Origin of the sequence: Amycolatopsis sp. (assembly GCF_025464955.1) — a bacterium.
In the GTDB taxonomy this organism is placed as follows: Bacteria; Actinomycetota; Actinomycetes; order Mycobacteriales; family Pseudonocardiaceae; genus Amycolatopsis.
On the sequence record NZ_JAODNM010000116.1, the window covers coordinates 42,076 to 67,137 of the forward strand.

General features: G+C 68.0%; 20 protein-coding genes. 13 read left to right on the top strand and 7 right to left on the bottom strand.

Going from position 1 to position 25,062, the window contains the following annotated elements; genetic code table 11:
- Nucleotides 1–15: 15 nt before the first annotated feature.
- The 3 genes from JWQ81_RS27565 (at nucleotide 16) to JWQ81_RS27575 (ending at nucleotide 2,032) form a co-directional block, all read left to right on the top strand.
- Nucleotides 16–756 (top strand): CbtA family protein, encoded by a 741-nt coding sequence (locus JWQ81_RS27565; RefSeq protein ID WP_297546018.1) that lies wholly within the window; start codon nucleotides 16–18, stop codon nucleotides 754–756.
- 245 nt (nucleotides 757–1,001) lie between these two features.
- Nucleotides 1,002–1,502 carry a SigE family RNA polymerase sigma factor gene (locus JWQ81_RS27570; protein WP_297546019.1) on the top strand — a complete coding sequence of 167 codons (501 nt, stop codon included), beginning with the start codon at nucleotides 1,002–1,004 and terminating at the stop codon, nucleotides 1,500–1,502.
- A complete protein-coding gene (locus JWQ81_RS27575; RefSeq protein ID WP_297546021.1) occupies nucleotides 1,499–2,032 on the top strand; it encodes a hypothetical protein in 534 nt (177 codons plus the stop codon). The genes JWQ81_RS27570 and JWQ81_RS27575 overlap by 4 nt, the downstream gene beginning before the upstream one ends.
- Before the next feature lie 7 nt (nucleotides 2,033–2,039).
- Here the strand turns inward: JWQ81_RS27575 and JWQ81_RS27580 are convergent, their stop codons facing one another.
- A complete protein-coding gene (locus JWQ81_RS27580) occupies nucleotides 2,040–2,885 on the bottom strand; it encodes a PHP domain-containing protein (RefSeq protein WP_297546023.1) in 846 nt (281 codons plus the stop codon).
- 189 nt (nucleotides 2,886–3,074) lie between these two features.
- Between JWQ81_RS27580 and JWQ81_RS27585 the strand changes: the two genes are divergently transcribed.
- The gene (locus tag JWQ81_RS27585; RefSeq protein WP_366942342.1) at nucleotides 3,075–4,268 is read left to right on the top strand and encodes an MFS transporter; all 1,194 of its coding nucleotides are present in this window, start codon (nucleotides 3,075–3,077) and stop codon (nucleotides 4,266–4,268) included.
- A 73-nt stretch (nucleotides 4,269–4,341) separates the two neighbouring features.
- On the opposite strand, the gene JWQ81_RS27590 is transcribed toward JWQ81_RS27585, so the two are convergent.
- Both JWQ81_RS27590 and JWQ81_RS27595 read right to left on the bottom strand, forming a co-directional pair.
- On the bottom strand, nucleotides 4,342–4,671 hold the full coding sequence (locus tag JWQ81_RS27590) for a helix-turn-helix domain-containing protein (RefSeq protein WP_297546027.1): 330 nt from the start codon (nucleotides 4,669–4,671) through the stop codon (nucleotides 4,342–4,344).
- Nucleotides 4,672–4,692: 21 nt separating this feature from the next.
- Nucleotides 4,693–5,694, bottom strand: coding sequence for a LacI family DNA-binding transcriptional regulator (locus JWQ81_RS27595; RefSeq protein WP_297546029.1), 1,002 nt, complete (start codon nucleotides 5,692–5,694; stop codon nucleotides 4,693–4,695).
- Between the two features lie 261 nt (nucleotides 5,695–5,955).
- Between JWQ81_RS27595 and JWQ81_RS27600 the strand changes: the two genes are divergently transcribed.
- From JWQ81_RS27600 to JWQ81_RS27630, 7 genes are all read left to right on the top strand, one after another.
- Nucleotides 5,956–6,993, top strand: a complete 1,038-nt coding sequence (locus tag JWQ81_RS27600) for an ABC transporter substrate-binding protein (RefSeq protein ID WP_297546046.1) — start codon at nucleotides 5,956–5,958, stop codon at nucleotides 6,991–6,993.
- Nucleotides 6,994–7,019: 26 nt separating this feature from the next.
- On the top strand, nucleotides 7,020–8,549 hold the full coding sequence (locus JWQ81_RS27605) for a sugar ABC transporter ATP-binding protein (RefSeq protein WP_297546031.1): 1,530 nt from the start codon (nucleotides 7,020–7,022) through the stop codon (nucleotides 8,547–8,549).
- Between the two features lie 58 nt (nucleotides 8,550–8,607).
- Entirely contained in the window at nucleotides 8,608–9,528 is a 921-nt protein-coding gene (locus JWQ81_RS27610) for an ABC transporter permease (RefSeq protein ID WP_297546033.1), read from the top strand.
- A 68-nt stretch (nucleotides 9,529–9,596) separates the two neighbouring features.
- Nucleotides 9,597–10,538, top strand: coding sequence for an ABC transporter permease (locus JWQ81_RS27615; RefSeq protein WP_297546047.1), 942 nt, complete (start codon nucleotides 9,597–9,599; stop codon nucleotides 10,536–10,538).
- Between the two features lie 25 nt (nucleotides 10,539–10,563).
- Nucleotides 10,564–10,986 (top strand): RbsD/FucU family protein, encoded by a 423-nt coding sequence (locus tag JWQ81_RS27620; RefSeq protein WP_297546035.1) that lies wholly within the window; start codon nucleotides 10,564–10,566, stop codon nucleotides 10,984–10,986.
- 20 nt (nucleotides 10,987–11,006) lie between these two features.
- Complete coding sequence (locus JWQ81_RS27625; RefSeq protein WP_297546036.1) at nucleotides 11,007–13,616, top strand: DUF5127 domain-containing protein; 2,610 nt, start codon at nucleotides 11,007–11,009, stop codon at nucleotides 13,614–13,616.
- A 13-nt stretch (nucleotides 13,617–13,629) separates the two neighbouring features.
- Nucleotides 13,630–16,140 carry a LamG-like jellyroll fold domain-containing protein gene (locus JWQ81_RS27630; RefSeq protein ID WP_297546038.1) on the top strand — a complete coding sequence of 837 codons (2,511 nt, stop codon included), beginning with the start codon at nucleotides 13,630–13,632 and terminating at the stop codon, nucleotides 16,138–16,140.
- A gap of 64 nt (nucleotides 16,141–16,204) precedes the next feature.
- Here JWQ81_RS27630 and JWQ81_RS27635 read toward each other — a convergent pair whose 3' ends face one another.
- A complete protein-coding gene (locus JWQ81_RS27635; protein WP_297546040.1) occupies nucleotides 16,205–16,783 on the bottom strand; it encodes a TetR/AcrR family transcriptional regulator in 579 nt (192 codons plus the stop codon).
- Between the two features lie 50 nt (nucleotides 16,784–16,833).
- Between JWQ81_RS27635 and JWQ81_RS27640 the strand changes: the two genes are divergently transcribed.
- Complete coding sequence (locus JWQ81_RS27640) at nucleotides 16,834–18,153, top strand: aldehyde dehydrogenase family protein (protein ID WP_297546041.1); 1,320 nt, start codon at nucleotides 16,834–16,836, stop codon at nucleotides 18,151–18,153.
- A 154-nt stretch (nucleotides 18,154–18,307) separates the two neighbouring features.
- Complete coding sequence (locus JWQ81_RS27645; RefSeq protein ID WP_297546042.1) at nucleotides 18,308–19,789, top strand: CoA transferase; 1,482 nt, start codon at nucleotides 18,308–18,310, stop codon at nucleotides 19,787–19,789.
- 51 nt (nucleotides 19,790–19,840) lie between these two features.
- Here JWQ81_RS27645 and JWQ81_RS27650 read toward each other — a convergent pair whose 3' ends face one another.
- The 3 genes from JWQ81_RS27650 to JWQ81_RS27660 form a co-directional block, all read right to left on the bottom strand.
- Nucleotides 19,841–21,559 (bottom strand): sialidase, encoded by a 1,719-nt coding sequence (locus JWQ81_RS27650; RefSeq protein WP_297546043.1) that lies wholly within the window; start codon nucleotides 21,557–21,559, stop codon nucleotides 19,841–19,843.
- A 486-nt stretch (nucleotides 21,560–22,045) separates the two neighbouring features.
- Nucleotides 22,046–23,311, bottom strand: a complete 1,266-nt coding sequence (locus JWQ81_RS27655; RefSeq protein WP_297546045.1) for a class I SAM-dependent methyltransferase — start codon at nucleotides 23,309–23,311, stop codon at nucleotides 22,046–22,048.
- A gap of 34 nt (nucleotides 23,312–23,345) precedes the next feature.
- Nucleotides 23,346–24,725 carry an FAD-binding oxidoreductase gene (locus JWQ81_RS27660; protein ID WP_297546049.1) on the bottom strand — a complete coding sequence of 460 codons (1,380 nt, stop codon included), beginning with the start codon at nucleotides 24,723–24,725 and terminating at the stop codon, nucleotides 23,346–23,348.
- Nucleotides 24,726–25,062 lie beyond the last annotated feature (337 nt).

Here is a 25,062-nt window from a genome sequence, read left to right on the forward strand (position 1 = left end):
CAGGCGAACCTCCGCATGATGAGACTTCTCCTGATCCGCGGCATGCTGTCCGGAGTGGTGGCGGGCGTACTCGCGCTCGCGTTCGCCCGGCTCTTCGGTGAACCCCAGGTCGGCAGCGCGATCGGCTTCGAGTCCGCGCTGAACGCGGCCAAGGGCGACCCGCCGGAGCCCGAGCTGGTCAGCCGCGGCATCCAGAGCACGCTGGGGCTCGCCACCGGCGTGCTCGTCTACGCGGTTGCGTTCGGCGGCCTGTTCGCGCTGGCCTTCGCCGTCGCGCACGGCCGGATCGGACGACTCAGCCCGAAGGCGACGGCCGTGGTCGTCGCGCTCGGCGGCTACCTCACCGCGTTCGTCGTGCCGTTCCTGAAGTACCCGTCCAACCCGCCGTCGATCGGCAACCCGGACACCATCGACCAGCGGACGATCATCTACGTCGTCATGGTCGTGGTGTCCCTCGCGCTGGCCGTCGCCGCGACCTATCTCGGCAGGCGGCTCGTACCCCGGCTGGGCGCGTGGAACGCGGCGCTGGTGTCCATCCTCGCGTTCATCGTGGTCGTCGCCGTCGTCGAGGCGCTGATGCCGGTCATCAGCGAGACGCCGAACGGCTTCCCCGCGAACGTGCTGTGGAACTTCCGCATCGCCTCGCTGGGCACCCAGCTGGTCATGTGGACGACCATGGGCGTCCTGTTCGGTGCGCTGGTGCAACGCCACCTCGCTCCGCGGGCGGCCGCCGAACGGACCACCACCACCGTCTGAGCTCGTTCCGGCTCGGGGGACCTTCGTACTGCGCGAAGGTCCCCCGAGTCGTTTTGTGGCTCTTGTGTCGTCTGTGTGGGTCCATGGTGGTTGAGGGGCTGATTGGACTGGGCTGGTTGCGTTTACCGCAGCAAGGACCGGGGCGAGTGGGCGTGGTTAGCGGTCGGTGAGTCCCACACTCAGCTGCTGACACGTGCAACCCGCGGAGGGGTTCCGCTCGTATGGAGGGGCCTAGGGGGTGCACGGTGGCAGATCGACGGGCTTTCGCCCAGACAGCGCGTGAGCGGACGGTGCCGTGGCGGCGGACGGCGTTCCTGATGTGCGGGGACTGGGCCGTGGCCGAGGACCTCGTCCAGGTCGCGCTGGTGCGCCTGTACAAGCACTGGCACCGCATCGACCTCGAAGGCGTCGACGCGTATGCCCGCAAGGTCATCTCACGGCTGGCCATCGACGAAGCGCGGCGCCCGCATCGCCGGGCCGAAGTGCTCACGTCGCCCCCGGAGCGGGCGAGCGCGCCGCCTGGCGAAGACGGCTTCGACGTCCGAAGCGCGCTGGACCACCTCGCTCCGCGCCAGCGAGCAGTGCTGGTGCTTCGCTTCTACTGCGATCTTTCGGTGTCGCAGACGGCGTCGACGCTGAAAGTCAGCGAAGGCACTGTCAAGTCCCAGAGCGCACGAGGCCTGGACACGCTGAGGTCCCTGCTGGGCGAATCCGTTGTGACGACCGAGGGGCTGAAGCTGCGATGACCGAACATGAGCTGTTCGAGCGGGCACTAGGCGTCGACGAGCCGCCGGTCACGCTCGACTTCGAAGCCATCGAGGCCGTCGGCGCTCGCGCTGTCCGACGTCGATCGAAGCTGGCACTGGGCGGCGCGGCGGCAGCAGTGGTGCTTGCCGTGGGCGGGATCATCGCCGCGATGTCGCACTCCGCCGCGCTGACCACCCCTGCCCACGGAATCCGCTACGCCGCCCCCACCGACCGCAGCGGCGCGTACTGCTACCGGACAGCCGACATCGGCAGCGTCGCGACTAACCAGCACGTCCTGTTCGGCATCTCCGACGGCGACGCGGCCAGCGGCGCCATGGAGATCTGCCGGAGCGCCTGGACTGACGACGTCTACCAGTGGATTCCCGACGGGCAGCCCCGCATCGCGCCGCCGCTGATCGCCTGCGTCCTCGACTCCCGCGCCGCCAAAGCGATGACCGGCATGGTCGCGGTCTTCCCCGGCACGGCGCAGACCTGCGCGGAACTGAGGCTGGCCGTCGCCAAGATCTGAACGCCCGTCACAGGTGCCGCCGCCAGAGGTCGTGCGGGTCGCGGCCGGGGTGGAAACCGTGGTACTCGGCCATTGCGGCCGCTTCGGCGAAGCCGCGGGCGATGTCGACCGGGTCGTGGGCGTCGCTGCCGAAGCTCACCGCGTCTCCTCCGGCTTCATGCCACCAGCGGACAACTTCGGCGCGCAGCGGGACCTTGGTGTTGATCTCCAGCGCACGTCCGCTGCGGGCCAGCGCGCGCAGGACCGTCCTGAACTCGTCCTCGAACGCCTCGGGTGCGTACGGCGTGACGGGATCCGGCCAGTGGCGCGCGGGGTAGTCGATGTGCGCCAGGACTTCGAACTCGCTCGAGGACTCGACCAGCTCCAGCACCTCGGCCAGGTACTCGCGGATGACCCGCTCGAACGGCCACCGCCCGGTCAGCAGGTCGGCCAGGTGGTTGCCGTCTTCGTTCCTGATCGTGTGCACCGAACCGAGGATCCGGTCGAACGCCGTCGACCGCAGCAGCGCGTCGGCCCGGTCTGCGTGCCAGTGCGGCTCGCTCAGCTCGACCCCGGACAGGATGCGCAGGCCCGGATACCGCTCGCGGCACTCCTCGACGCACTCCAGGTAGCCGTCGACGTTCATGGCCGGGGCTTCGAACAGGCCGTCGGGCCGCAAAAGGACCTGGAAATGCTCGGGCAGGTACTGGACGTGGTCGGGCTGGATCGTCCACGGGGTGAGGTCGGCGTGCTCGGTGAACGCGAGCGACGGCAGCCCGATCTCGACCGCCCGCGCGCACGACGCTGTCATCGAACCGCGCATGGCATCCCACGACCACTCGGTGTGGACGTGGGAGTCCTGGGGCAACGACATGATCCGTTGTAGCACCCCGCGCGGCTCTTTGCCCAACTACTGTTGTTGGGTGTAAACCCTTCCCCGGAGGCTTTCGCGAATCCGAAGAAAGGGACCTTTGTGGATAAATCGGCCGCTTCGGGCAAGCAGAAGCAACGTCTGACTTCTGACCAGCGGAACTCGTTCCTCGCGGCCGTGCTCGGCTGGACGATGGACTCGTTCGACTACTTCATCGTCGTCTTCATCATCGCCGACATCGCCAAGGACAAGTCGTTCGGCGCCACGACAACCCAGCTCGCGTTCATCACGACGGCGACGCTGGTCATGCGGCCGGTCGGCGCACTGGTGTTCGGGCTGTGGGCGGACCGCGTCGGCCGCCGGATCCCGCTGATGGTCGACGTCGTGCTGTATTCGACCGCCGGGCTGCTCTGCGCGTTCGCGCCGAACTTCACCGTGCTGCTGATCCTGCGCTTCATCTACGGCATCGGGATGGGCGGCGAATGGGGCCTCGGCGCGGCGCTGGCGATGGAGAAGATCCCGGTCTCCCGCCGAGGGTTCTTCTCCGGACTCCTGCAGGAGGGCTACGCGTTCGGCTATCTGCTCGCCGCGCTCGCGTACCTGCTGTTCCACTCCGCGTTCGACCTCAACTGGCGCTGGATCTTCGCGCTGAGCATCCTCCCGGCACTGCTCAGCTTGCTGATCCGCTCGCGGGTCAAGGAGTCCGAGGTCTGGGAGGCCGCGCAGGCGAAGATGCGCGCGAGCCGCACCTCGATCAAGGACGTGCTGTTCCGGCCGAAGGTGATCCGGCGCTTCCTCTACCTGATCGCGCTGATGACCGCGTTCAACTGGATGAGCCACGGCACCCAGGACGTGTACCCGACGTTCCTCAAAGCGACCGAACACGGCGGTGCGGGGCTCTCGGCGTCCACGGCAACCTGGGTCGCGGTGATCTACAACGTCGGCGCGATCATCGGCGGGCTGACGTTCGGCACGTTGTCGGAGAGGTTGGGCCGCCGGCACACGATCATCTTCGCCGCGGTGCTCGGATTGCCGGTCATCCCGATCTTCGCCGTCGACCACGGCACCGGCCTGCTCGTCCTCGGCTCGTTCCTGATGCAGCTCGTGGTCCAAGGCGCCTGGGGCGTGATTCCCGCGCACCTGAGCGAAATGTCGCCGGACGAGGTCCGCGGGTTCTACCCCGGGGTCACCTACCAGTTGGGGAACCTGCTGGCATCGTTGAACCTGCCGATCCAGCAGTCGCTCGCCGAACATCACAGCTACTCGTTCGCGCTGGTGTGGACGATCGGCCCGGTGCTGCTGGCGGTCATCGTGCTCACCGCGGTGGGCAAGGAACGCAAGGGCGTCGAATTCGGCAAGGGCGACCTGGTCGGGATTTCGAGCTGACGGAACGCCCAGGACTCGTGAGTGTTCCGGCCGGTTCTCACCGGCCGGAACACTCACGAGTCTCCACCAGCGGCTAAGTGGGCAGGTTGTTCTGGGCCCAGGTTGTCAGCTCGCGGAGCGCGGGAAGCAGCGCGGCACCGCGCGAAGTCAGCGCGTAGGACACGGCGATGGGCGGACCGGCGTCGACTGAGCGCTGCACCAGACCGGCCTTGACCAAACCGCTGAGACGCTCCGAAAGCACCGAGTCACTGATGCCCGCCACGGCGCGCCTCAGCTCGGAGAAGCCCGCCGACCCGTTGAGCAACGTCGCCAGCAGGATGCCGTTCCAGCGCTTCCCGAGGAACCCGAACGCGCGTGCCAGCGCGCTGTCGCAGGCCTGCGGGTCATGGCCTTCGGTCTCCATCGGGACAGCTTAGTGACAACCTCAGGTGCCGGTGCTTTCCCGGATCTCGAGCGAGAACGGCGTCTGGACGTCCTGCCGTTCGAACGGCTCGCCGGGCTCGGAGCGACGACGGATCAGGTCCACGGCCGTCTGCGCGATGGCGGTCTTGTCCGGCGCGATCGTGGTCAGCGACGGCAGGCTGTACGCGCTCTCCTCGGTGTTGTCGAAGCCGACGATCGCGATGTCCGCCGGCACCCGGAAACCCCGTTCCGCGGCCGCCCGCAGCGCACCGATGGCAAGCAGGTCGTTGAAGCAGAAGACCGCGTCGGGCGGTTCCGGGAGGCTCAGCAGATGCGCCATCGCCTCGGCGCCGTCGCGCCGGTGGTAGTTCAACGCGGGCGCGACGAGTTCGTCCGGCTGCGGGAGGCCCGCCTCGGCCAGCGCAGATCGGTAGCCCTCCAGCCGCAACGCCGCCGTCCCGCGGTGCGGGTTCTGCCCGATGGCCGCGATCCGGCGGCGGCCCAGCCCGGTCAGGTGCCCGACAGCCGTTCGCGCGGCCAGGACGTTGTCGATCGCGACGTGGTCCAGCGGCACGTCGACGGCGTGTTCACCGAGCATGACAAGCGGCACTCCCCCAGTGACGCCGGCGAAGTCCTCCGCTTCGAGCGCTTCAGGGCTCACGATCGCGCCGTCGACCATGTGCGGACCGAGCGACGCCAGCGTGCGGCGCTCGCGGTCGCGCGTTCCCTGGGTCTGCTCGATGAGCACACTCCAGTCCTGCTTCTGCGCCGCGGTGATGACGAGCCCGGCGAGCTCACCGAAGTACGGGATGCTCAGCTCGGGGACCATCAGCGCGATGAAACCGGTGCGACCGCGGCGAAGGTTCCGCGCGCCGACATTGGGCCGATAACCCGTGGCAGTGAGCGCTTCCTCCACGCGACGGCGGTTTTCCGGCTTCACGAAAGCGTAGCCGTTGACGACGTTGGACACCGTCTTCACCGAGACCCCGGCCAACGTGGCGACGTCCTTGAGCGTGGCGACCATCGGCAGTGTCCCTTCGAGAGCGTCCCTTCGAGAGCGTCCCTTCGGCGGGCATCCCTTAGCCGACTGAGTGCGCGCCGTGAGTGTAACCAGGCATCCGATGTCTTTACAACGTTGTATCAACGATGTAAAAACATTCCCAGCAGGTGACCCGGGTCACCGTGGATCCTCTCCCCACCCGCGCAGATCCAAGGAGCAGCCATGTTCGTCTCAACCCACCCCCTGCGTCGCCGCCGAGCGCAAGTCACCGTGCTGCTGGCCGCCATGGCCTCCACCGTCGCGCTCGGGGGCTGCGCGAAGAGCGAAAACAGCGGCGCCGCCCCGAGCAGCAGCGGCGGGCCGGCCGCGTCCGCCGCTCCGTCGCAGGCCGCGGCCGGTCCCGGCTGCACGCTGACGCAGACCGGCTACCCGAAGGTCGACCTGAAGACCGCGGTCATCGGGTTCTCCCAGTCCGAAAAAGAGGACAACCCGTTCCGCATCACCGAGACGCAGTCGATCAAGGACCAGGCCGCGAAGCTGGGCATCCCTGCTGCCCACCTGCTGACCACCAACGCGCAGAGCGACCTCAACAAGCAGATCAGCGACATCAAGTCGATGCTCGACAAGGGCGCGCAACTGCTCATCGTCGCGCCGCTGAACTCCGACGGCCTCCAGCCCGCGTTCGACGCCGCGAAAGCGAAGAAGGTCCCGGTCGTCACCATCGACCGGCAGGTCAGCTCGCCGGTCTGCACGGACTACCTGACGTTCATCGGCTCGAACTTCGTCGAGCAGGGCAAGCGCGCGGCGGACGAGATGATCCGCGTGACCGGTGGCACCGGCAAGGTCGCCGTGCTGCTCGGCTCGTCCGGCAACAACGTCACCACCGACCGGACGGCGGGCTTCAAGGACCAACTCGCCACCGCGAAGGGGCTGTCCGTCATCGCCGAGCAAACCGGTGCCTTCGACCGGTCCAAGGGCCAGTCGGTGATGGAGCAGCTCATCCAGAGCCACCCCGACATCACCGCGGTGTACGCCGAGAACGACGAAATGGGCATCGGCGCGGTCAACGCGCTGAAGGCCGCGGGCAAGAACCCGGGCAAGGACATCAAGGTCGTTTCGGTCGACGGCACGCACAACGCGGTGCAGCTCATCGTCGACGGCAGCTACAACGCCGTCATCGAGTCGAACCCCCGCTTCGGCAACCTCGCCTTCCAGGCGCTGCAGGACTTCGAGGACGGCAAGTCCGTGCCGGCCAAGGTGATCATCACCGACGACCAGTACGACGAGACGAACGCGGCCCAGAAGGTCGGCAACTCGTTCTGACCGGCGTCGGCAAGGGGAGCACGTCAATGGAATCGGTGCTGGAATCGGTACTGGAGGTCGTCGGAGTCTCGAAGGAGTTCCTCGGCGTCAAAGCCCTTGACGGCGTGGCGTTCTCGGTCCTCCCCGGCGAGGTGCACGCGCTCGTCGGAGAGAACGGGGCCGGCAAGTCGACCCTGATCAAGGTACTGACCGGGGTCCACCAGCCGGACGGCGGTGAGCTGCGGTGCAGGGGTGCGCAGGTCACCTTCGCCACGCCGATCCAGGCTCAGCAGGCGGGGATCTCCACGATCTACCAGGAGGTCAACCTCATCCCACTGCGCAGCATCGCCGGCAACGTCTACCTCGGCCGCGAGCCGCGCACGCGGTTCGGCCTGATCGACTGGCCCAAGCTGAACAAGATGGCGGCCGAGCTCCTCAAGGGCTACGGCATCATCGGCGACGTCCGGCGTCCGCTCGGCAGCCTCGGCGTCGGCGCGCAGCAGATGGTCGCGCTGGCGCGCGCGGTTTCGGTCGACGCGCGGGTGGTGATCATGGACGAGCCGACGTCGTCGCTCGAGCCCCGTGAAGTGGAGACGCTGCTCGCGGTCATCGGACGACTGCGCGGCGAGGGCATCGCGGTGGTCTACGTCAGTCACCGGATGGACGAGCTCTACCGCATCGCGGACCGCGTAACCGTGCTGCGGGACGGGAAACTGGTCCATACCGGCGAGCTCGCCGGGCTCAGCCGCATCGAGCTGGTGTCGCTCATGCTCGGCCGTGACGTCGGAGACATCCGACGTCACGGCGCGACCAGCTTCGGCGCCGACAGCCACGCCGGGAAAGAACCGTTGCTCCAGGCGGAAAACCTGTCCAGCCCGCATCGCCTGTCCGGGGTGTCGGTCACCGTCCGCCCCGGCGAGGTCGTCGGGCTGGCCGGGCTGCTCGGTTCGGGCCGCAGTGAAACGGCGCGTGCCATCGCGGGTTCGCTGCCGCTCGACGGCGGCACGATCGTGCTGGCCGGCAAGACGGTCCGCGCGGGCAGCGTCCCGGCGGCGATGCGGGCCGGGATCAGCATGCTTTCGGAGGACCGCAAGGCCGACGGCATCATCGGCAACCTCTCGGTGCGCGAGAACATCGTGCTCGCGGCGTTGCCCAGACTGTCCCGCTTCGGTCTGGTGAGCCGCGCCAAGCAGGACAAGGTCGTCGACACGTTCATGAAACGGTTGCGCATCAAGGCGTCGAGCCCCGACCAGCTGGTTTCCGAGCTGTCCGGCGGGAACCAGCAGAAGGTGCTGCTCGCCCGCTGGCTGTGCATGCAGCCGAAGGTCCTGCTGCTGGACGAGCCGACACGCGGCATCGACGTCGGCGCGAAGGCCGAAGTCCAGTCGCTGATCGACGAACTCGCCTCCGAAGGGCTCGGCGTGCTGCTGATCTCCTCGGAGATGGACGAGCTCATCGACGGCGCCGACCGGCTGATCGTGTTGCGCGACGGCGCGGTCGTCTCCGAACTCGTCGGCGACGAGGTCACCGAGGGCAACGTGCTCTCCGCGATCGCGGAAGGAAACCAAGGTGTCTGACACCGCTACTGACACTGCCATGGACACTGCCGTCGCTGCGAGTGCGAAGCCATTTCGCATGTCAGCGTGGCTTCAGGCGTATGGCGTCTATCTCGCCGTCGTCGTGCTGCTCGTGTTCAATCTCCTGTTCACCAAGAACTTCCTGTCCGCGGCGAACTTCCGCACCCAGCTGCTCCAGGCCGCGCCGGTCTGCATCGTGGCGTTGGGTATGGCGCTGGTGATCGGTACCGAAGGCGTTGACCTGTCGGTCGGTGCGGTGATGTCGTTGTCAGCGGCACTTATCCCGCTGTACCTCGGTTACGGCGTCGTCGCGTCGATCGTCGTCGCGCTGATCGCCGGGCTCGCGGCCGGGCTGTTCAACGGCTTCCTGGTCGCGTACGTGGGCATCCAACCGATCGTCGCGACACTGGCGTTACTGGTCGGCGGACGAGGGCTGGCGCTGGTGATCGCGCACGGCCGGCTCGTCGAGGTCCGGGACGCGGACTTCCTTTCGCTGGGCACCGGAGACATCGTCGGCATTCCGATCAGCGTGCTGGTCGCGGCGGTGCTGGCGGTGCTGGTCGGGCTGCTCGTGCGCCGCACGACGTTCGGCCGCCGGCTGGTCGCGATCGGCGGAAACCGGTCCGCCAGCACGTTGGCCGGGCTGCCGGTCAAACGCGTGCTGGTCGGCGTCTACGCGTTGTGCGGGGTGCTCGCCGGTGTCGCCGGAGTGCTCGCGACAGCGCGGCTCGGCGCCAGCGACCCGGCCGATGTCGGCCTGTTGATGGAACTGTCCGCGATCACCGCGGTCGTGGTCGGCGGGACCCCGCTGACCGGCGGGCGCGTCCGCGTCCTCGGGACGGTGATGGGCGCGGTGCTCATGCAGCTCGTCAACGCCACGCTGATCAAGCACGACCTCCCCGATTCGACCGCCCAGATGGTCCAGGCGGCGATCATCGTCGTCGCCGTCTACACCGCACGTGACAGGAGCAGCCGGTGACCGTCCAGACTCCTGTTACCGAAGACCCGGCAGAGCCCGCGCTGGCCGCACGGACCCGCCGCGAACTCATGACCGGCCTGCTCCAGCGGCAGGGCGCGGCGATCGTGCTGGTGCTCGTGGTGATCGTCGCGTGGCTGTCGTACCCGAAGTTCGGGACCGGCGACAACCTGCGCGATCTGGCGTTGCAGAGCTCGTTCCTGGCCGTGATCGCGCTCGGAATGACGTTCGTGATCATCACCGGCGGCATCGACCTGTCCGTCGGCTCGGTCTACGCGCTCGGCGGCGTGCTCGCGGCATACGGCTCGCAGTGGGGGTTCTTCGTCGCACTTCTGTTGCCACTGGTCGTGTGCGGCGCGATCGGGCTGATCAACGGTCTGCTCGTGGCGCGCACCGGCATGGCGCCGTTCATCGTCACACTGGCGTCGCTGCTGTTCGCCCGCGGACTGCTGCTCGCCATCACCCACGAAGGCTCGACGACGTACAAGATCAGCGGCAACGCGGCGTTCCTGCAAATCGGCCGCGGAACCTTCCTGGGCATCGGCTATCCGGTGTACCTCGCGCTGATCCTGTGCGCGCTCGGCGGTGTCCTTTTGCGACAGACGCGGTTCGGTCAGTCGGTGTTCGCGACCGGCGGCTCCGAATCGTCCGCGCTGCTGATGGGCCTACCGGTGGCTCGGACCAAGGTCATGGTCTACACCCTCAGCGGGCTGCTGGCCGGGTTCTCCGGCGCGATGACCGCCGCGTACCTGCAGTCCGGGGTCACCGTGATCGGTGTCGGCACCGAACTCGACGCCATCTCGGTGGTCGTGATCGGCGGGACGCTGCTGGTCGGTGGCGCCGGCACGGTGCTCGGCACGGTCATCGGCGTGCTGCTGCGCAACGTCATCCAGAACATCATCAACCAGATCGGCACCCTCGACAGCAACTACCAGTCCGTGGTCAGCGGCACCTTCCTACTGGTCGTGGTGATCATCCAGCGGTCACTGGCCCGCGCCCGACCCCGTCACTGAACCATCTAGCCTTGGGGAGTCCGCGATGCTGCGTTACCCGCTCATCCATCCTGACCTGCTGACCGTGCTCGCCGAATCCGGCCACGGCAGCCGGATCCTGATCGCGGACGGCAACTACGCCCACCACACCAACACGAACTCGCTCGCCCGCGTCATCCACCTGAACCTGCGGCCGGGACTGCTGACCGTCGAACAGGTGCTGGAGTCCATTGTGGATGCCAGCCCGATCGAGTCGGCCGCGCTGATGGCGCCGGACGACGGCTCATCCTGTCCGGTCGAGACACTCTACCGGCGGTATCTCGGCGCGGACGTCCCGATGGACTCTTTGCCACGCAAGGATTTCTACGACGCCTGCCGCAGCACGGACCTGGCAGCCACCATCGCCACCGGCGACCAGGCCCACTACGCCAACATCCTGCTCACGATCGGTTCGCTCCCCACGGCTTAGACCCTTGGAAGGACCACTCGATGCACCGCTCTCCCTCCCCCTCCCCAGAAGGTTCAGCCCCAGCACATTCAGCACTGTCGCGCAGGGATCTGCTGCGCTGGACCGGGATCGCCACCGCCGTCGCGGCCGGCACGGCCTGGTTCCCTACCGGAATCGCTTCTGCCGCAACGAGCCCGACGGCAGCAGCAACGACGTTCAGTCCGATCAGACCACCCGCGACCCCGCTGGCCGTCCGATCGCCATACCTGTCGACGTGGCTCGCGGACGACACGCTGCCCGGCTCCTGGCCCACGTTCTGGACCGGCAAAACCGCCGCGCTGTGCGGGATCGCGCGGATCGACGGCACGCCGTACGTCTTCGCCGGCAGCCCGGCGCTGCCCGGCGGCCCCGCGTTGAGCATGATGAGCCAGACCTCGCTGCAGCTCACCGCGACACGATCGATCTACACGCTGTCGGGCGGCGGGGTCACCCTGACCGTCACGTTCTTCTCCCCCGTCGACCTCGGCAATCTGCAGCGTCAGAGCGTCCCGCTGAGCTACGTCACCGTGCAGGCCGCCGGCGGTGACGGCAAGAGTCACACCGTCGACATCCACTTCGACGCGTCCGGCGAATGGGTCCACGGCGACAGCACCACCCCGATCACCTGGTCGAAGTCACAGACGGCCGGGATGACGGTCCTGACCTGCCAGCCGGCCAACCCCGGGGTGCTGCAGGAGAATCGCGACCAGGCATCCTGGGGATCACTTGTCGTCGCGGCGCCCAGCAGCGGCCTGACCTGGCAGATCGGGCAGGACACCGTCGTCCGCTCGGCATCGGCCGGGCAGGGCGCGCTCAACGGGACGTCCGACACCGCGCAGCCGCGCGCGATCAACGACCGCTGGCCGGTGCTCGGGCTCAACCGGAACCTCGGCACGGTCGCGCCCGGCACGTCGTCGGCTGCCTTCACCGTGACACTCGGGCACGTCCGCACGCCCGCGGTGAGCTACCTCGGCACCCAGCTCAAGCCCTGGTGGACGCGCTATTGGGGCGCGCAGAACGACATGGTCGACTGGTTCGACGCCGACTACAGCGCCGCGCTGGCTTCAGCCGTGGCGCTCGATCAGCGCGTGCACGACGACGCCGTCCGGGTGGCCGGCGGCGGCACGACCGGCGAACACTACGCGGCGGTGTGCGCACTGGCGCTGCGGCAAGCCGTCGGCGGCACCGAACTGGCCGACCGCAACGGCTCGCCGTGGGCGTTCCTCAAGGAGATCTCGTCGGACGGCAATGTGTCCACTGTGGACGTCACCTATCCGGCGTTCCCCGCGTACCTCTACCTTTCCCCGGCCTACCTGCGGCTCCTGCTCGAACCGGTGCTCGACTACGCCGAGCACGGCGGCTGGCCGGCGGCGAACAAGTTCGCCGAACACGACCTCGGCTCGAGCTACCCCAACGCGACCGGACACAACGACGGCAAAGAAGAGGACATGCCCGTCGAGGAGTCGGCGAACATGCTCATCATGGCCGCCGCGGTGATCCAACGGCTCCCGGCGGCCGACGCGCGGTCGTTCGCCACCACGCACTACCCGATGCTGCACCAGTGGGCCGAGTACCTCGTCGGCAACGCGCTCGACCCCGGCCTGCAGAACCAGACCGACGACTTCACCGGGTTCATCGCGCACAGCGCCAACCTCGCGCTGAAGGGGATCATCGGCGTCGGCGCGATGGGCGTCATCGCCACCGCGGCCGGGAACGCCGCCGACGCGAACCACTACGCGACGGTCTCGCGCAGTTACATCAGCCAGTGGGTGAGCCTCGGGCAAGACTCGTCGGGCAAGCACCTCAAGCTCGCCTATGACGACGACGGCTCGTGGAGCTTGAAGTACAACGGCTTTTCCGACCGGCTGCTCGGGCTAGACCTCGTCCCGACCGGGGTCGCGTCGCAGGAAGCCGCTTGGTACCAGGCGAACTCGGGCGCCCACGGCGTCCTGCTCGATCCGCGCAACAACTACACCAAGGCCGACTGGGAGCTGTGGACGGCAGCGTGGCTCACCGACCAGCCGAACATCCGGAACACCCTCGTCGAAGGTGTCTACAGTTACGCGAACGCTTCCCCGCAACGGGTTCCGTTCTCGGACTGGTACGTCGTCGCCGACGGCACGCAACGCGGGTTCGCGGCGCGGCCGGTGATGGGCGGCGCGTTCGCCCTGATGGTGCCAGCCGCGCCGAGCACGACGCGGTGGATGCGCATCCAGAACCAGCACTCGAACAAGGTGCTCGCGGTGTCGGGCATGTCGCTGGCGGACATCACCGAAGTCACGCAGTGGACCGACAACGGCACCGCCGACCACGTCTGGACGCTGATCGACAACGGCGGCGGCACGGTCCGGATCGCCAACCGCAACAGCGGCAAGGTCCTCGCCGTGCACGACCAGAGCCTGGTCGACGGCGCCCACGTCCAGCAATTCAAGGACAACGGGACACCCGCCCACGTCTGGCAGATCGTCGACGCCGGCGGCGGCTGGTCGAAGATCGTGAACGTCCTCAGCGGCAAGGTCCTTTCCGTGGACCAGCAGTCGCTGGCCGACGGCGCGCAGGTCACCCAGTGGACGGACAACGGCACCCCCGATCACCTCTGGCGCTTCATCTGAGAAAGGTGTTGTGATGCTTCGGAAATCCAGACGCTGGGTCTTGCTCGGCGCCGTCGTCAGTACCGCGCTGGCCGTGATCAGCGTGTCCCCCGCCAACGCTTCCCCGCAACCGGCTTGGCACCGGCTCACCCCGCCGCTGTCGACACCGTGGACCAGCCAGGTCTCGCCGGACAACGCCCTGCCGGAGTATCCGCGTCCACAGCTGACTCGGGAGGAGTGGCAGAACCTCAACGGCGTCTGGCAGTTCGGCTCGGCCACCGCCGGGCAGGCACCGCCGATCGGCGCGAACCTCCCCGAGCGCATCCTCGTGCCTTACCCGGTCGAGTCGGCGCTGTCCGGGATCATGCGGCACGAGACACAGATGTTCTACCGGCGCACCTTCACCGTCCCACGCGACTGGAGCATCGGCCATGGGCAACGGCTGCAGCTGCACTTCCAGGCCGTGGACTGGGACGCCACTGTGTATGTCAACGGCAAGCTGGTCACGCACCACACCGGCGGCTACGACGCGTTCTCCGTCGACGTCACCGACGCACTGAAGGGCGGCGGCCCGCAGGAGATCGTGGTCGGGGTGGCCGACCCGAACGACGCCGGCACCCAGCCGCTGGGCAAGCAGCGCGCGCCGGGCAACGGCATCTTCTACACGCCGAGCTCCGGTATCTGGCAGACGGTGTGGATGGAACCGACCGCACCGGCCCACGTCGACCGGCTCGACATGACCCCGAACCTCGCCACGAACTCGCTCGCGCTGACCGTGAACGCGAGCGGTGTCAGGCCGCATCAGACCGTCGAAGCCGTTGCGTACGAAGGAAACCGCGTCGTCGGGCGTGCCACGGGGAAGGCCAACACCCCGCTCAGCCTGCCGGTGCCGCACGCGCACCTGTGGTCACCGGACGACCCGCATCTCTACGACCTGAAGGTGCGGATCGTCGATCACGGCCGGCCGGTGGATAGCGTGGGCTCGTACTTCGGCATGCGGTCCATCAGCACCGGCAAGACGGCCGACGGCAAGACCCGCATGCTGCTCAACGGCAAGTTCGTCATGCAGGTCGGCCCGCTGGACCAGGGCTTCTGGCCGGACGGCATCTACACCGCGCCGACCGACGCGGCACTGAAGTTCGACCTGCAGCAGGAAAAGGCGCTCGGCTTCACCATGGTCCGGAAGCACATCAAGGTCGAGCCGGACCGGTGGTACTACGACGCCGACAAGCTGGGCCTGCTGGTCTGGCAGGACATGCCGGCGATGAAGACCGACTGGCCGGAGAACGCCGGGCAACCGACCGCCGCGGCGCGGACGAACTTCGAGTCCGAACTGCACCGGATGATCGACCAGCACAAGAGCTTCACCTCGATCATCAACTGGGTGCCGTTCAACGAAGGCTGGGGCGACTACGACGTCGGCCGGATCGCCGACCAGGTCAAGGCCTGGGATCCGAGTCGACTTGTCGATGCCGAAAGCGGGGTGAACTGCTGTTCGTCCGAACCGGACAGTGGGCGCGGCGACATCTTCGACGACCACACGTATACCGGACCGGGCAGCCCTTCGCCGTCGGACACCCGTGCCGCCGTGGACGGCGAGTACGGCGGGCTCGGTTTGCACACTGCCGGGCACGAGTTCGATCCGACACACAGCTTCGCGTACGAGATGGAGCCGGACAGCGCGACGTTGACCGCGCGGTACGCCGAGCTGCAGCAGCGGCTTTTGCTGGCAGAGCGGCAATGCGGGGTGTCCGCGGGGGTTTACACGCAGACCACCGACGTCGAGCAGGAGATCAACGGCTTCTACACCTACGACCGCCGGCAGCTGAAGATGGACGGCCCGACCGTGCGGAAGGCCAACCAGGCGCTGATCGCGGCGTCGGGCACCATCGCCACGCCACCGGTCATCCCGCCGGGGACGCCAGGGCTGGACGGCATCGACTCCTACGCATTCGACGAGAACCAGGGCACCACGGCCGCTGACGGCGTAGGCGCGCACCCCGCGACGCTGACCGGTGGCGCGGGGTGGACGGCCGGGAAGTCCGGCTCGGCGTTGTCGGCCAACGGTTCCGGGCAGTTCGCCGACACCGGAGCGTCCTTGTTGGACACCACCGGGAGCTACAGCGTCGCCGCGTGGGTGAAGCTGAACAACGTCGGCGATGCGTTCCAGACGGTCCTCAGCCAGGACGGCGGCGCCAACAGCGCGTTCTTCCTGCAGTACTCCGGCGCCGACCACCGGTTCGCGTTCAGCTTCGTCGGCACGCGGGCGCTCGCGCCCACCGCGCCGGTCGCGGGCCAGTGGTACCACCTCGTCGGCGTCCGCGACGCGGCGAGCGGGCAGCTCAAGCTGTACGTCGACGGGCAGCTCGCCTCGGCGAAGCCCGCCTGCCTCGGCGGCCCGTCGACCGGGCACACCGTGATCGGCCGCGCCCAGTACGGCAGCCAGCCCGTCGACTACGTCAACGGCGCGATCGACCAGGTCCACGTCTACGACCGAGCCCTGACCGACACCGACGTCACCACCCTCTACACCAGCGGCAAGTAACGCAGTCGGACGTGAAGGCCACCTTCATTTACCTATCGGTAGTGAAGGTGGCCTTCACGTCCCGTCACGCACCCAGGGCTCGGAGGAGGAGTGGGAGCAGATCGGTGGCGGCGGGGTCGGCGCGGTTGGTGAAGAAGGCGGCGCTGACCGCGGAGCCGACAACGAGGTCGACGACCGGACCGAGATTCTCGATAGTGGGAATCTCACGTCGTTCGACCGCCCAGTCGACGATGGTCGAAAGGCGGGATTCCAGCGGCTGGATGAACACCGTGTTGAGCGCATGACCCAGCGCGCGGTTGTGCGCGGCCTCCCCCATCAGCGCGCGGATCAGGTGGCCGCCGAGACCCGTCAACGTCGCGAGCTTGTCCCGCAGGAGAGCGTCGAGATCGCCGCGTAGCGACCCCGTGTCCTTGGCGGGTTCGAGGTCGTACGCCCATCTCGCGGCCGTCCCGACCACCAGATCTTCCTTCGACCGCCAGCGCCGGTACAGGGTCGCCGTCGACACTCCGGCGCGCTTCGCGACCTCCGCGGTGGTCAGGCCGCCGTACCCTTTTTCCCGCAGCACGGCGACCGTGGCCTCGAGCAGGGCACGGTCTTTCCCGGAGTCCCGGTCGAACCCGGTCGGGCGGATGTCTTCAGTCACATCGGCAGTTTAGACGAAACGAAACTTTTTCGTTTTGCTATGCTCGGATCATGACCACCGACACCGCGACGGACGCCGAGCAAGTCGTCTCCCGCCTCCGCGCCACCTTCAACTCCGGACGCACCAAGCCGATCTCCTGGCGCCGCGGGCAGCTCCAAGCGCTCCGCGCGATGCTGGTGGAACAGGACGAGGTCTTCCTCAAGGCACTGCACACCGACCTCAACAAGAACGCCACCGAGGCCGAACGCACCGAGGTCGCGTTCATCACCAACGAAATCGACGACACGCTGGAGAACCTCGAAGCCTGGCTGGCGCCGGAAGAGAAGTCGCTGCCCGCGTCCATGCTGCCGGCCACGGGCAAGGTCGTCCGCGAGCCACTGGGCGTGTCGCTCGTCGTCGGTCCGTGGAACTACCCGCTGCACCTCGCGATCGCGCCGCTGGTCGGTACGATCGCGGCCGGCAACTGCGCCGTCGTCAAGCCCAGCGAGCTCGCGCCGTCGGTCTCCACGGCCATCGCCGAACTCCTCCCGCAGTACCTCGACACCGACGCGTACGCCGTCGTCGAAGGCGCGATCCCGGAGACCACGGCGCTCCTGGAGCAGAAGTTCGACCACATCTTCTACACCGGCAACGGCGTCGTCGGCCGCATCGTGATGACGGCCGCCGCGAAGCACCTGACGCCCGTCGCGCTCGAACTCGGCGGCAAGAGCCCCGTCGTCGTCGAGCCCGGCGTCGACCTCGCGGCCACCGCGCAGCGCATCGTGTGGGGCAAGTTCATGAACGCCGGCCAGACCTGCGTCGCGCCGGACTACATCCTCGCGATCGGCGACACCGCCAAGGAAATCGAGCCGTACCTGGCCGCGACCGTCCGCGCGCTCTACGGCGACGACCCGGCGCAGAGCCCCAACTACGGCCGCATCATCGCCACTCGCCACTTCGACCGCCTCGCCGGCTTGCTGGACAACGGCCGCACGGTCGTCGGCGGCGAGACCGACCGCGACGCCCGCTACATCGCGCCGACCGTGCTCGCCGACGTCGACCCGGAGTCAGCGATCATGGCCGCCGAGATCTTCGGCCCGATCCTGCCGATCATCTCCGTGCCGGACGTCGACGCGGCCATCGCTTTCATCACGGCCCGCGACAAGCCCCTCGCGCTGTACGCCTTCACGGAGTCGGACGAGACCAAGGCGCGGCTGCTCAACGAGACGTCGTCGGGCGCGTTGTCGTTCGGCATCCCGGTCGCGCACCTGACCGCGTCGGAACTGCCGTTCGGCGGGGTCGGCGAGAGCGGACTCGGGCGCTACCACGGGAAGTACTCCATCGACACCTTCAGCCACCTCAAAGGCGTCGTGGACAAGCCGATCTCCTGACGTCACGTTCACGGACCCCTCGGGGCCACCCCCGTGGCGTTCAAAGCCACAGGGGTGGCCCTGAGGGACCTTTGGTGACCCCTCGATCGTCCTGCAGCAAGATCACTGTTCCGTACACTGGGGGCCGAAGATCCGAGCAGGCAGGAGGCGCGTGATGGCGCTCACGGACCGGGTGGCGGACGCCGTCTCGCACCCCGCGACCAGCGACGACTACGACCCGCACGCGGCGCTCGCCGAAGTGTTGGCCGGCATCGGGATGAGCCCGGCGGACACCGGCGGCGAGATCACTTTCCTCGGCGCGGACCCGGTGGTGCCCAGCACGTTGCGGCTCGGCGCGGCCTCGGCGATCGCGCTGGTCGCGAAGTCCGCGGCGATGGCCAAGCTGTGGCGCCTGCGCGGCGGCGAGGGCCAGGACATCTCGGTCGACCTGCGCGCCACGCCGCACCGGCTGTGCCCGTTCTACGACCGCCGGTGGGAGCTGATCAACGGCCACCCGCCCCTGTCCGCGGCGAACCCCAGCCCGGCGCTGGGTTTCCTGTTCTACCGCACGGCCGACGACAAGTGGGTCATGCCGCTCAACCCGTACCCGAAGCTGAAAATCGCGGCCGAGAAGCTGCTGGACACCCCCGACGACCAGGAGCGTGTCGCCGCGGCGATCGCCCGGTGGAAGGGACACGAACTCGAAGAGGCCGCCGCCGAAGCCGGTGTCGTCATGCCGATGCTGCGCACGACGGCCGAGCTGCTCTCCGAGCCGCAGTACCGCGACGTGCTAGCCGACCTGCCGCTCATCGAGATCACCAAGATCGGCGACAGCGCGCCGGAACCGCTGGACGCCGATGTCGAGGACCCGCTGTCCGGCGTGCGGGCGCTCGGGATGGGCCACGTCATCGCCGGCGCCGGGACGGGCCGGGCGCTCGCGTTGCACGGCGCCGACGTGCTCAACCTCTGGCGACCCGACGAGCTCGAGCACGACAACACCTACGCCACGGCCAATGTCGGCGTCCGATCGTCCGTAGTCGACCCGTACTCGGCGGACGGCGCCGCACAGATCCAAGGACTGCTCGCCGGCGCGGACGTCTTCTACGCCAACCGGCGCCCCGGTTACCTCGACAAGATCGGGCTGTCAGCCGAGCAGGCAGCGTTCGCACGCCCCGGGATCATCCACGCGACGGCGTCGCTCAACGGACCGCGCGGGCCGTGGGCGGACAGGGTCGGCTTCGACCAGACGGCGGGCAGCCTCACCGGCATGATGTACCTCGAAGGCGACGGCGAGACCCCGGCCTTGCCGCCGATCCTGGTGGTGAACGACTACATCGTGTCGTGGCTGCTGGCCGCGGGCATCACCGAGGCACTCGCCCGGCGCGCCACCGACGGCGGCAGCTACCGCGTCCACGTCTCGCTGACCAGGGCCGCGCTGTGGATCCTCAGTCTCGGCGTGTTCGACAAGGCTTACGCCACCGAAACAGCCGGAAGCAACGAACTGCACGCCTACCACGACCCGGAGACGTTCACCGCGGACACACCGCTCGGGACGTACCAGGGCGTCACCGAGCAGGTCCGCATGTCGGCCACCCCCGGCCGCTACCGGACGGTGCTCGTGCCGCGGGGCTCCTCCCGGCCCGAGTGGGACTCGTGAGCGTTCCGGCCGGTTCTAGGCGGCCGGAACGCTCACGAGCGGTGGCCACCTTCACGGGTAGTTCGCCAGGTAGCTGACATGGTTCGCGGCGTCGGACCGGCCACCGGTGTTGTTGATGACGTGGGTGATCGTGCCGAAGCCACCGAGCGCAACGGTGACGAGGCCGTGGACGTTCACACCGGGGGTGTCCGGGACCTCGAAAGCGCGGGTGGCGATCGTCGCGGGGTTGCAGTTGAAGTAGCTGTAGCTCCCCACGCCCCATGCTTCGTGGCTGGTCACCGAGTCTGCGACCTTGTACGACGCCCAGCCATGCGTGCCGGGGCGGCTGCTCCACGCCGCCTGGTTGGGCGGGTCGTAGGGCATCTCATTCTGGTAGAAGTACGTCCGGCCGCCGTCGCCGTTCCAGATCGTGTCGTACTGCTGGAAATGCTCGACGAACAGGCCGTACATGGTGACGTCGTCGCCGTTGACCACCAGGCCGTTGGCCGCGGTGTTCTCGGTCCAGCCGACGCCGGTGCCGTGATCCGCCCGCCAGAGCCACAGGTGGTCGCCGATCACGTTCGAGCTGTTGACGACCAGGCTCCGGGTGGCTTTGCCGACCCCGGCCCCGCCGATACGGAAGAACACGTCGTGGATCGACGTCGGGTCGCCGGCGTGACGGGCCGACGAACCCGGCTGACCGATCTCCATCAGCACCGGTGATTCGACCGGGCCCGCGTCGATGAGCAGACCGGCGACGCTGACGCCGTCGACGTCGGCGACCGACAGGGCGATGATCCCGTTTTCCGGGACCAGGGTGGCCAGGCCAAGGCCGAGCACGACGGTGCCGGGCCGAGCCACGCTGACGGTCTCGTCCAGGTGGTAGATACCCGGCGTGAACAGGAGGTTCTTGCCCTGGCGCAACGCGGCGTTGATCGTCACCACGGAGTCTTCGGGCTTCGCGACGAAGAACCGGCTGAGCGAAATGGACTGACCCACCGGAGTGCCGTCGAGCCAGTCCGGACCGACGGAGTTCTCCCGCACGCCGGGCACGAACACGTGGTAGCTGCCGGTGCCGTCGACGTGGAGGAACGGTTTCTCGCGAACCACCGGCGTCCGGGCGACGTTCGTGTTCGGCGGGTTCGGGAAGGTCTGTGCGGGAGCTCCGGCAGTGCCGACGTAGACCATGTTCCACACCGAACCCGACCAGCCGCCGATCCGGCTGTTGCGGGTCATGAACTGCTGCTGGGAACCGGATTCCACCAGGCCGTCGAGCACGCTGTCGGCGATCATCCCGCCGCTGGCCCAGCCGTCGCCGCCGTTCCACAGCTGGAGCCTGCCGCGCAGGTGCATCCGGCGGTAGGGCGCCGCCTGGGAAACGGCCCACCGCTCGACCTCGCCAGGAGGTGGCGTAACCGACATGTTTTCCGCGCCACGCCAGAAGTTCTGCGTGGCGTTGCCCCGGCGGCGCGGGTCCGCGCCCTGCTGCAGCCAGTCGGCTTCGACCCGGACGTGCCCGTTGATTTCGACGTCATCGGGTGACCGGCCGAGGCCCGCGACCTGCGTGTAGAAACCGAGGTTGGCATCGGCGGTGTAGCTGCCCGGTTTGAACAACACGGCGTACCGCTGCTCACCGAACTGGTTCGTCTCCTGCTCGGCGAAAATCGTGTCGAGTCGGTCCTGGACAACGGCTTTCGGCGTCGACGGGTCGAACACCGACACGTTCGGCCCGAAGTCCGGGTTCCGGGGGTCGGTCGGGCGCACACTCGAACTCGGCCCGGCGGTGTTCACCGCCACCTCCTGGAATGAATAGCCATCGACGGTCCCCTTGCCGGGTACCGTACACGCGCGGAAACCAGGGAAACCCTGAAACCGCCGCAGTCTGCCCCGTGGGCCAATTCCCCCGCCCGAGTACACAGTGGACCGTGGTGTGGGCCCCGAGGGAACCCCGACGGCACCCTCGCGCGAACCTTGCGAACTCTCAACAAGGTAGGTTAGGCTCACCTAAGTCCGCCTGAGCTGGGAAACCCTGTGGCGTCCTGCCCAATACCCCGATGACCAGGCCGGAGCGGCGGTGTCCCCGGAGTTGATGTCGGTCACCAGCGCCGGCCTGCTCACCGACGCGACAACGAGGTCTGGTTCCTCGGGCTCGGCCACTCGGCGCCATGCAGGTCCTCGACGACCTCGCCAAGGACCTGGGCTAGCAACTCGCCGTCGAGTTGCGATCGTTGCGGTCTGCAACTACCGCAACTCGACGGCGAGTTGCGGTCTTGAGGATCAGACGCCCCAATCCGGGCGCAGGGGCATGTTCGAGAGGCCGCCGGAGTCGGTGCGGACACCGAGGACCTGGCTGAGCTCGAGTTCGTGGCGCTCGAACGCCAGCCGGCAGGCGGCCATGTACAGCGCCCACACCCGGCCGCGGTTCTCACCGGCTTCGGCGATCGCCTCGTCCCAGTTCGCCTCGAGGTTCGCGCCCCAGCCGGCCAACGTCGTCGCGTAGTGCTCGCGCAGGTTCTCCGCGTGCCGGACCTCGAACCCGTTGTCCTGCATGGCCGAAACGATCTCGCCCATGGCTTCGAGCTCGCCGTCCGGGAAGACGTACCGGTCGATGAACCCCCGCGACCGGTGCGGCACCCGGGTGTTCGGGTTGGTCACGCAGTGGTTCAGCAGGCGCCCGTACGGTTTGACTTTCGAAGCCAGGAAACGGAAGTACGCCGGCAGGTTGCTGGCGCCGATGTGCTCGGTGAGGCCGATCGACGACACCGCGTCGAAGTCCGTCTCGGTGACGTCGCGGTAGTCGGTGTAGCGCACCTCGGCCTTGTCGGTGAGACCGGCGGCTGCGAGGTCCTTCTGCGCCCACAACGCCTGCTCCCGCGACAGCGTGACTCCTAGCGCCTCGACGCCGTAGTGCTCGGTCGCGTGCTTGACCATGCCGCCCCACCCGCAGCCGACGTCGAGCAGCCGCATACCCGGCTTCAGGTCGAGCTTGCGGCACACGAGGTCGAACTTGTGCGCCTGCGCTTCTTCCAACGTCGTATCCGCGTCATCGAAAACCGCGCAGGTGTACGCCATCGACGGGCCGAGCACCAGCTCGTAGAAGCGGTTCGAAACGTCGTAGTGGCTCGCGATGGCGTTGCTGTCACGGGCTTTGGAGTGGTTCAGCCCGTGGACAGTGCGCCTCAACCGGCTCGGCAGCTCCTCCGGCGGCAACGGCACGCGGCGCAGGTGGCGGGGGCCGAGTTCGCGCAACAGCCACACTCGGTCGCGGGCGCTCAGCTCATCCACTTGGGACACGAGCGCGCGCAGCGCGGTGTACAGGTCCCCGGTGACGACCAGGTGCCCGCTGACGAACGCCCGGGCCATGCCGAGGTCGCCCGGAGACGAAAGCAGGTAGCTCAACGCGAGCGGCGAACGGACTTCGATGCCGACCTCGGCGTCCGCCGGGCCGCTGGTGCTGCCGTCGTAGGCCGAAATCGACAGCTGGTTGTGCGGCCCGAGTACCCGCGCGAAGACCTGCGCGACCGGAAGTGCTGACGTGCTCATGTAATTCTCGCTCCTCGTGCGGTTGCGGTTCTGCTCAACGTCCCCGGACGCACTTGTCGTAGAGGTCTAGCAGGCGCGAGTTCGCGTCGTAGTTCTTCTTCAACGTGTGGTAGGTCTCGCCGTTGTACAGCTGCCAGAAGGCATCTTCTTCGTAGAAGCTCTCGGAATAGAGCGACTTGCGGCCACCGAGCTCCGACACGGTGGTTTCGATCATCCGGTTGTGCGTGCCGTCCGCCTCACCGGGATCGAGCGGCACCGCCGACCAGAACCCGAAGTTGACGTACAGCGTGGCCGGGTCCAGCTCGTAGAGTGGCCAGCTGACGGCGTCGGAGCGCTGTTTCAGCGGGCAGATCCAGATCGGGCTGATCGGGATCTCGCGGTGGAAGAACTCGAGGAACTTCCCCGCGTTTTCCAGCGGCACCTCGATGTCCTGGACGATCGTTTCCTCCGGCGGCAGCCCGCGCAGCCGCAGCAGCGACGCGGCGACGTTGAACTTCCGCTCCAGCGCCACGACCTTCCAGTACACCTCGGAACGCAGGCGCTTCCGGCCGAGCAGGAACCGCGGCAGCCGGTGCTGGACGCCGAGTGCCCGCGAGCACCAGAACCAGTCCGTGTCCCAGCGCCACAGATAGTCCCGCGTGCTGAGGTGGTCGACCTCGCGGCGCTGGATCGAGCGGTAGTAGATGTCGAGCCAGGTGTAGTCGCTGGTGCCGGGCACCTCGTCGACGAACGTGCCCAAGGTGAGGTACATCTCGTCCGGGCCGAACACCGTGCCGTCGACGAAGTCGACCGACAGCCCGTCGCGGGTGCGCGCCCGGCACATCTCGCCGAGGTCCGCGAAGTACTCGGCCGGGTCGTGGTGGCGGACGTGCTGCAGGCGGACGTACGGCTTGACCGGCTCCAGCTGGATACGCAGCCGCAGGGCGTAGCCGAGGGTGCCGTAGGAGTTCGGGAAGCCGTGGAACAGGTCGGCGTGCTCGTTGTCCGGGGTGGCCACGACGACCCGGCCGTCTCCGGTCAGTACCTCGATCTCCAGCACCGACTCGTGCGGCATGCCGTTGCGGAACGACGACGACTCGATGCCCAGCCCGGTGACCGCGCCGCCCAGGGTGATGGTCTTGAGTTGCGGTACGACCAGCGGCATCATCCCGTGTTCGAGCGTCGCGTCCACGAGCCGCTCGTAGGTCACCATGCCCTCGACGTCCGCGGTGCGGGCCTCGGCGTCGACGTGGAGGACGTGCGCGAACCCCGACACGTCCAGCTTCGGCGTCGTCGTCGCGGGCCGCGTACGGAACAGGTTGGATGTCCGTTTCGCCAGCCGCACCGGCTCGTCCGGCCCGATCGCCGCGAGCTGCGCGCGCAAGGACGCAACGCGCTCGTCGTGGCCGGCGAACGTCCCCGGTGAGTGGTCCATACCAGCGTCCGCCACTGTCTTGCGCTTACTCACCATCAGGCCATGATCTCTCATCAGGGGTGCCGCGGTACGTCCCCCCACCGACCCGGTTTACCCGCTCCGGCCTTCCACCGCCACCCGCCCACCGCCCGAGCGGGCACTTTTGTACTTTTGTGCCCTGCTTGAGCGCTCAACAACGGCACTCTTCCACAAAAGTGGTTCTTGTGTCGTATGTGTGGGTCCGCGACGCCTCAGTGGGTGCCGGGTGATGTGGACTGGCTCCGTTTTACCGCGGCAGGGACGGGTGGTGTGGGGGAAGGGATTCTGAAGGCCGGTTGGGGTGGCTGGGTGGTGTCGG

What these genes read in the sequence shown, in the direction of transcription:
- JWQ81_RS27600 (WP_297546046.1), top strand. Translation starts at nt 5,956, where the DNA reads ATGGCCTCCACCGTCGCGCTCGGGGGCTGCGCGAAGAGCGAAAACAGC.
- JWQ81_RS27565 (WP_297546018.1), top strand. Translation starts at nt 16, where the DNA reads ATGATGAGACTTCTCCTGATCCGCGGCATGCTGTCCGGAGTGGTGGCG.
- JWQ81_RS27620 (WP_297546035.1), top strand. Translation starts at nt 10,564, where the DNA reads ATGCTGCGTTACCCGCTCATCCATCCTGACCTGCTGACCGTGCTCGCC.
- JWQ81_RS27630 (WP_297546038.1), top strand. Translation starts at nt 13,630, where the DNA reads ATGCTTCGGAAATCCAGACGCTGGGTCTTGCTCGGCGCCGTCGTCAGT.
- JWQ81_RS27615 (WP_297546047.1), top strand. Translation starts at nt 9,597, where the DNA reads ATGACCGGCCTGCTCCAGCGGCAGGGCGCGGCGATCGTGCTGGTGCTC.
- JWQ81_RS27625 (WP_297546036.1), top strand. Translation starts at nt 11,007, where the DNA reads ATGCACCGCTCTCCCTCCCCCTCCCCAGAAGGTTCAGCCCCAGCACAT.
- JWQ81_RS27640 (WP_297546041.1), top strand. Translation starts at nt 16,834, where the DNA reads ATGACCACCGACACCGCGACGGACGCCGAGCAAGTCGTCTCCCGCCTC.
- JWQ81_RS27645 (WP_297546042.1), top strand. Translation starts at nt 18,308, where the DNA reads ATGGCGCTCACGGACCGGGTGGCGGACGCCGTCTCGCACCCCGCGACC.
- JWQ81_RS27610 (WP_297546033.1), top strand. Translation starts at nt 8,608, where the DNA reads ATGTCAGCGTGGCTTCAGGCGTATGGCGTCTATCTCGCCGTCGTCGTG.
- JWQ81_RS27575 (WP_297546021.1), top strand. Translation starts at nt 1,499, where the DNA reads ATGACCGAACATGAGCTGTTCGAGCGGGCACTAGGCGTCGACGAGCCG.
- JWQ81_RS27605 (WP_297546031.1), top strand. Translation starts at nt 7,020, where the DNA reads ATGGAATCGGTGCTGGAATCGGTACTGGAGGTCGTCGGAGTCTCGAAG.
- JWQ81_RS27655 (WP_297546045.1), bottom strand. Translation starts at nt 23,311, where the DNA reads ATGAGCACGTCAGCACTTCCGGTCGCGCAGGTCTTCGCGCGGGTACTC.
- JWQ81_RS27585 (WP_366942342.1), top strand. Translation starts at nt 3,075, where the DNA reads ATGGACTCGTTCGACTACTTCATCGTCGTCTTCATCATCGCCGACATC.
- JWQ81_RS27580 (WP_297546023.1), bottom strand. Translation starts at nt 2,885, where the DNA reads ATGTCGTTGCCCCAGGACTCCCACGTCCACACCGAGTGGTCGTGGGAT.
- JWQ81_RS27590 (WP_297546027.1), bottom strand. Translation starts at nt 4,671, where the DNA reads ATGGAGACCGAAGGCCATGACCCGCAGGCCTGCGACAGCGCGCTGGCA.
- JWQ81_RS27660 (WP_297546049.1), bottom strand. Translation starts at nt 24,725, where the DNA reads ATGGACCACTCACCGGGGACGTTCGCCGGCCACGACGAGCGCGTTGCG.
- JWQ81_RS27595 (WP_297546029.1), bottom strand. Translation starts at nt 5,694, where the DNA reads ATGGTCGCCACGCTCAAGGACGTCGCCACGTTGGCCGGGGTCTCGGTG.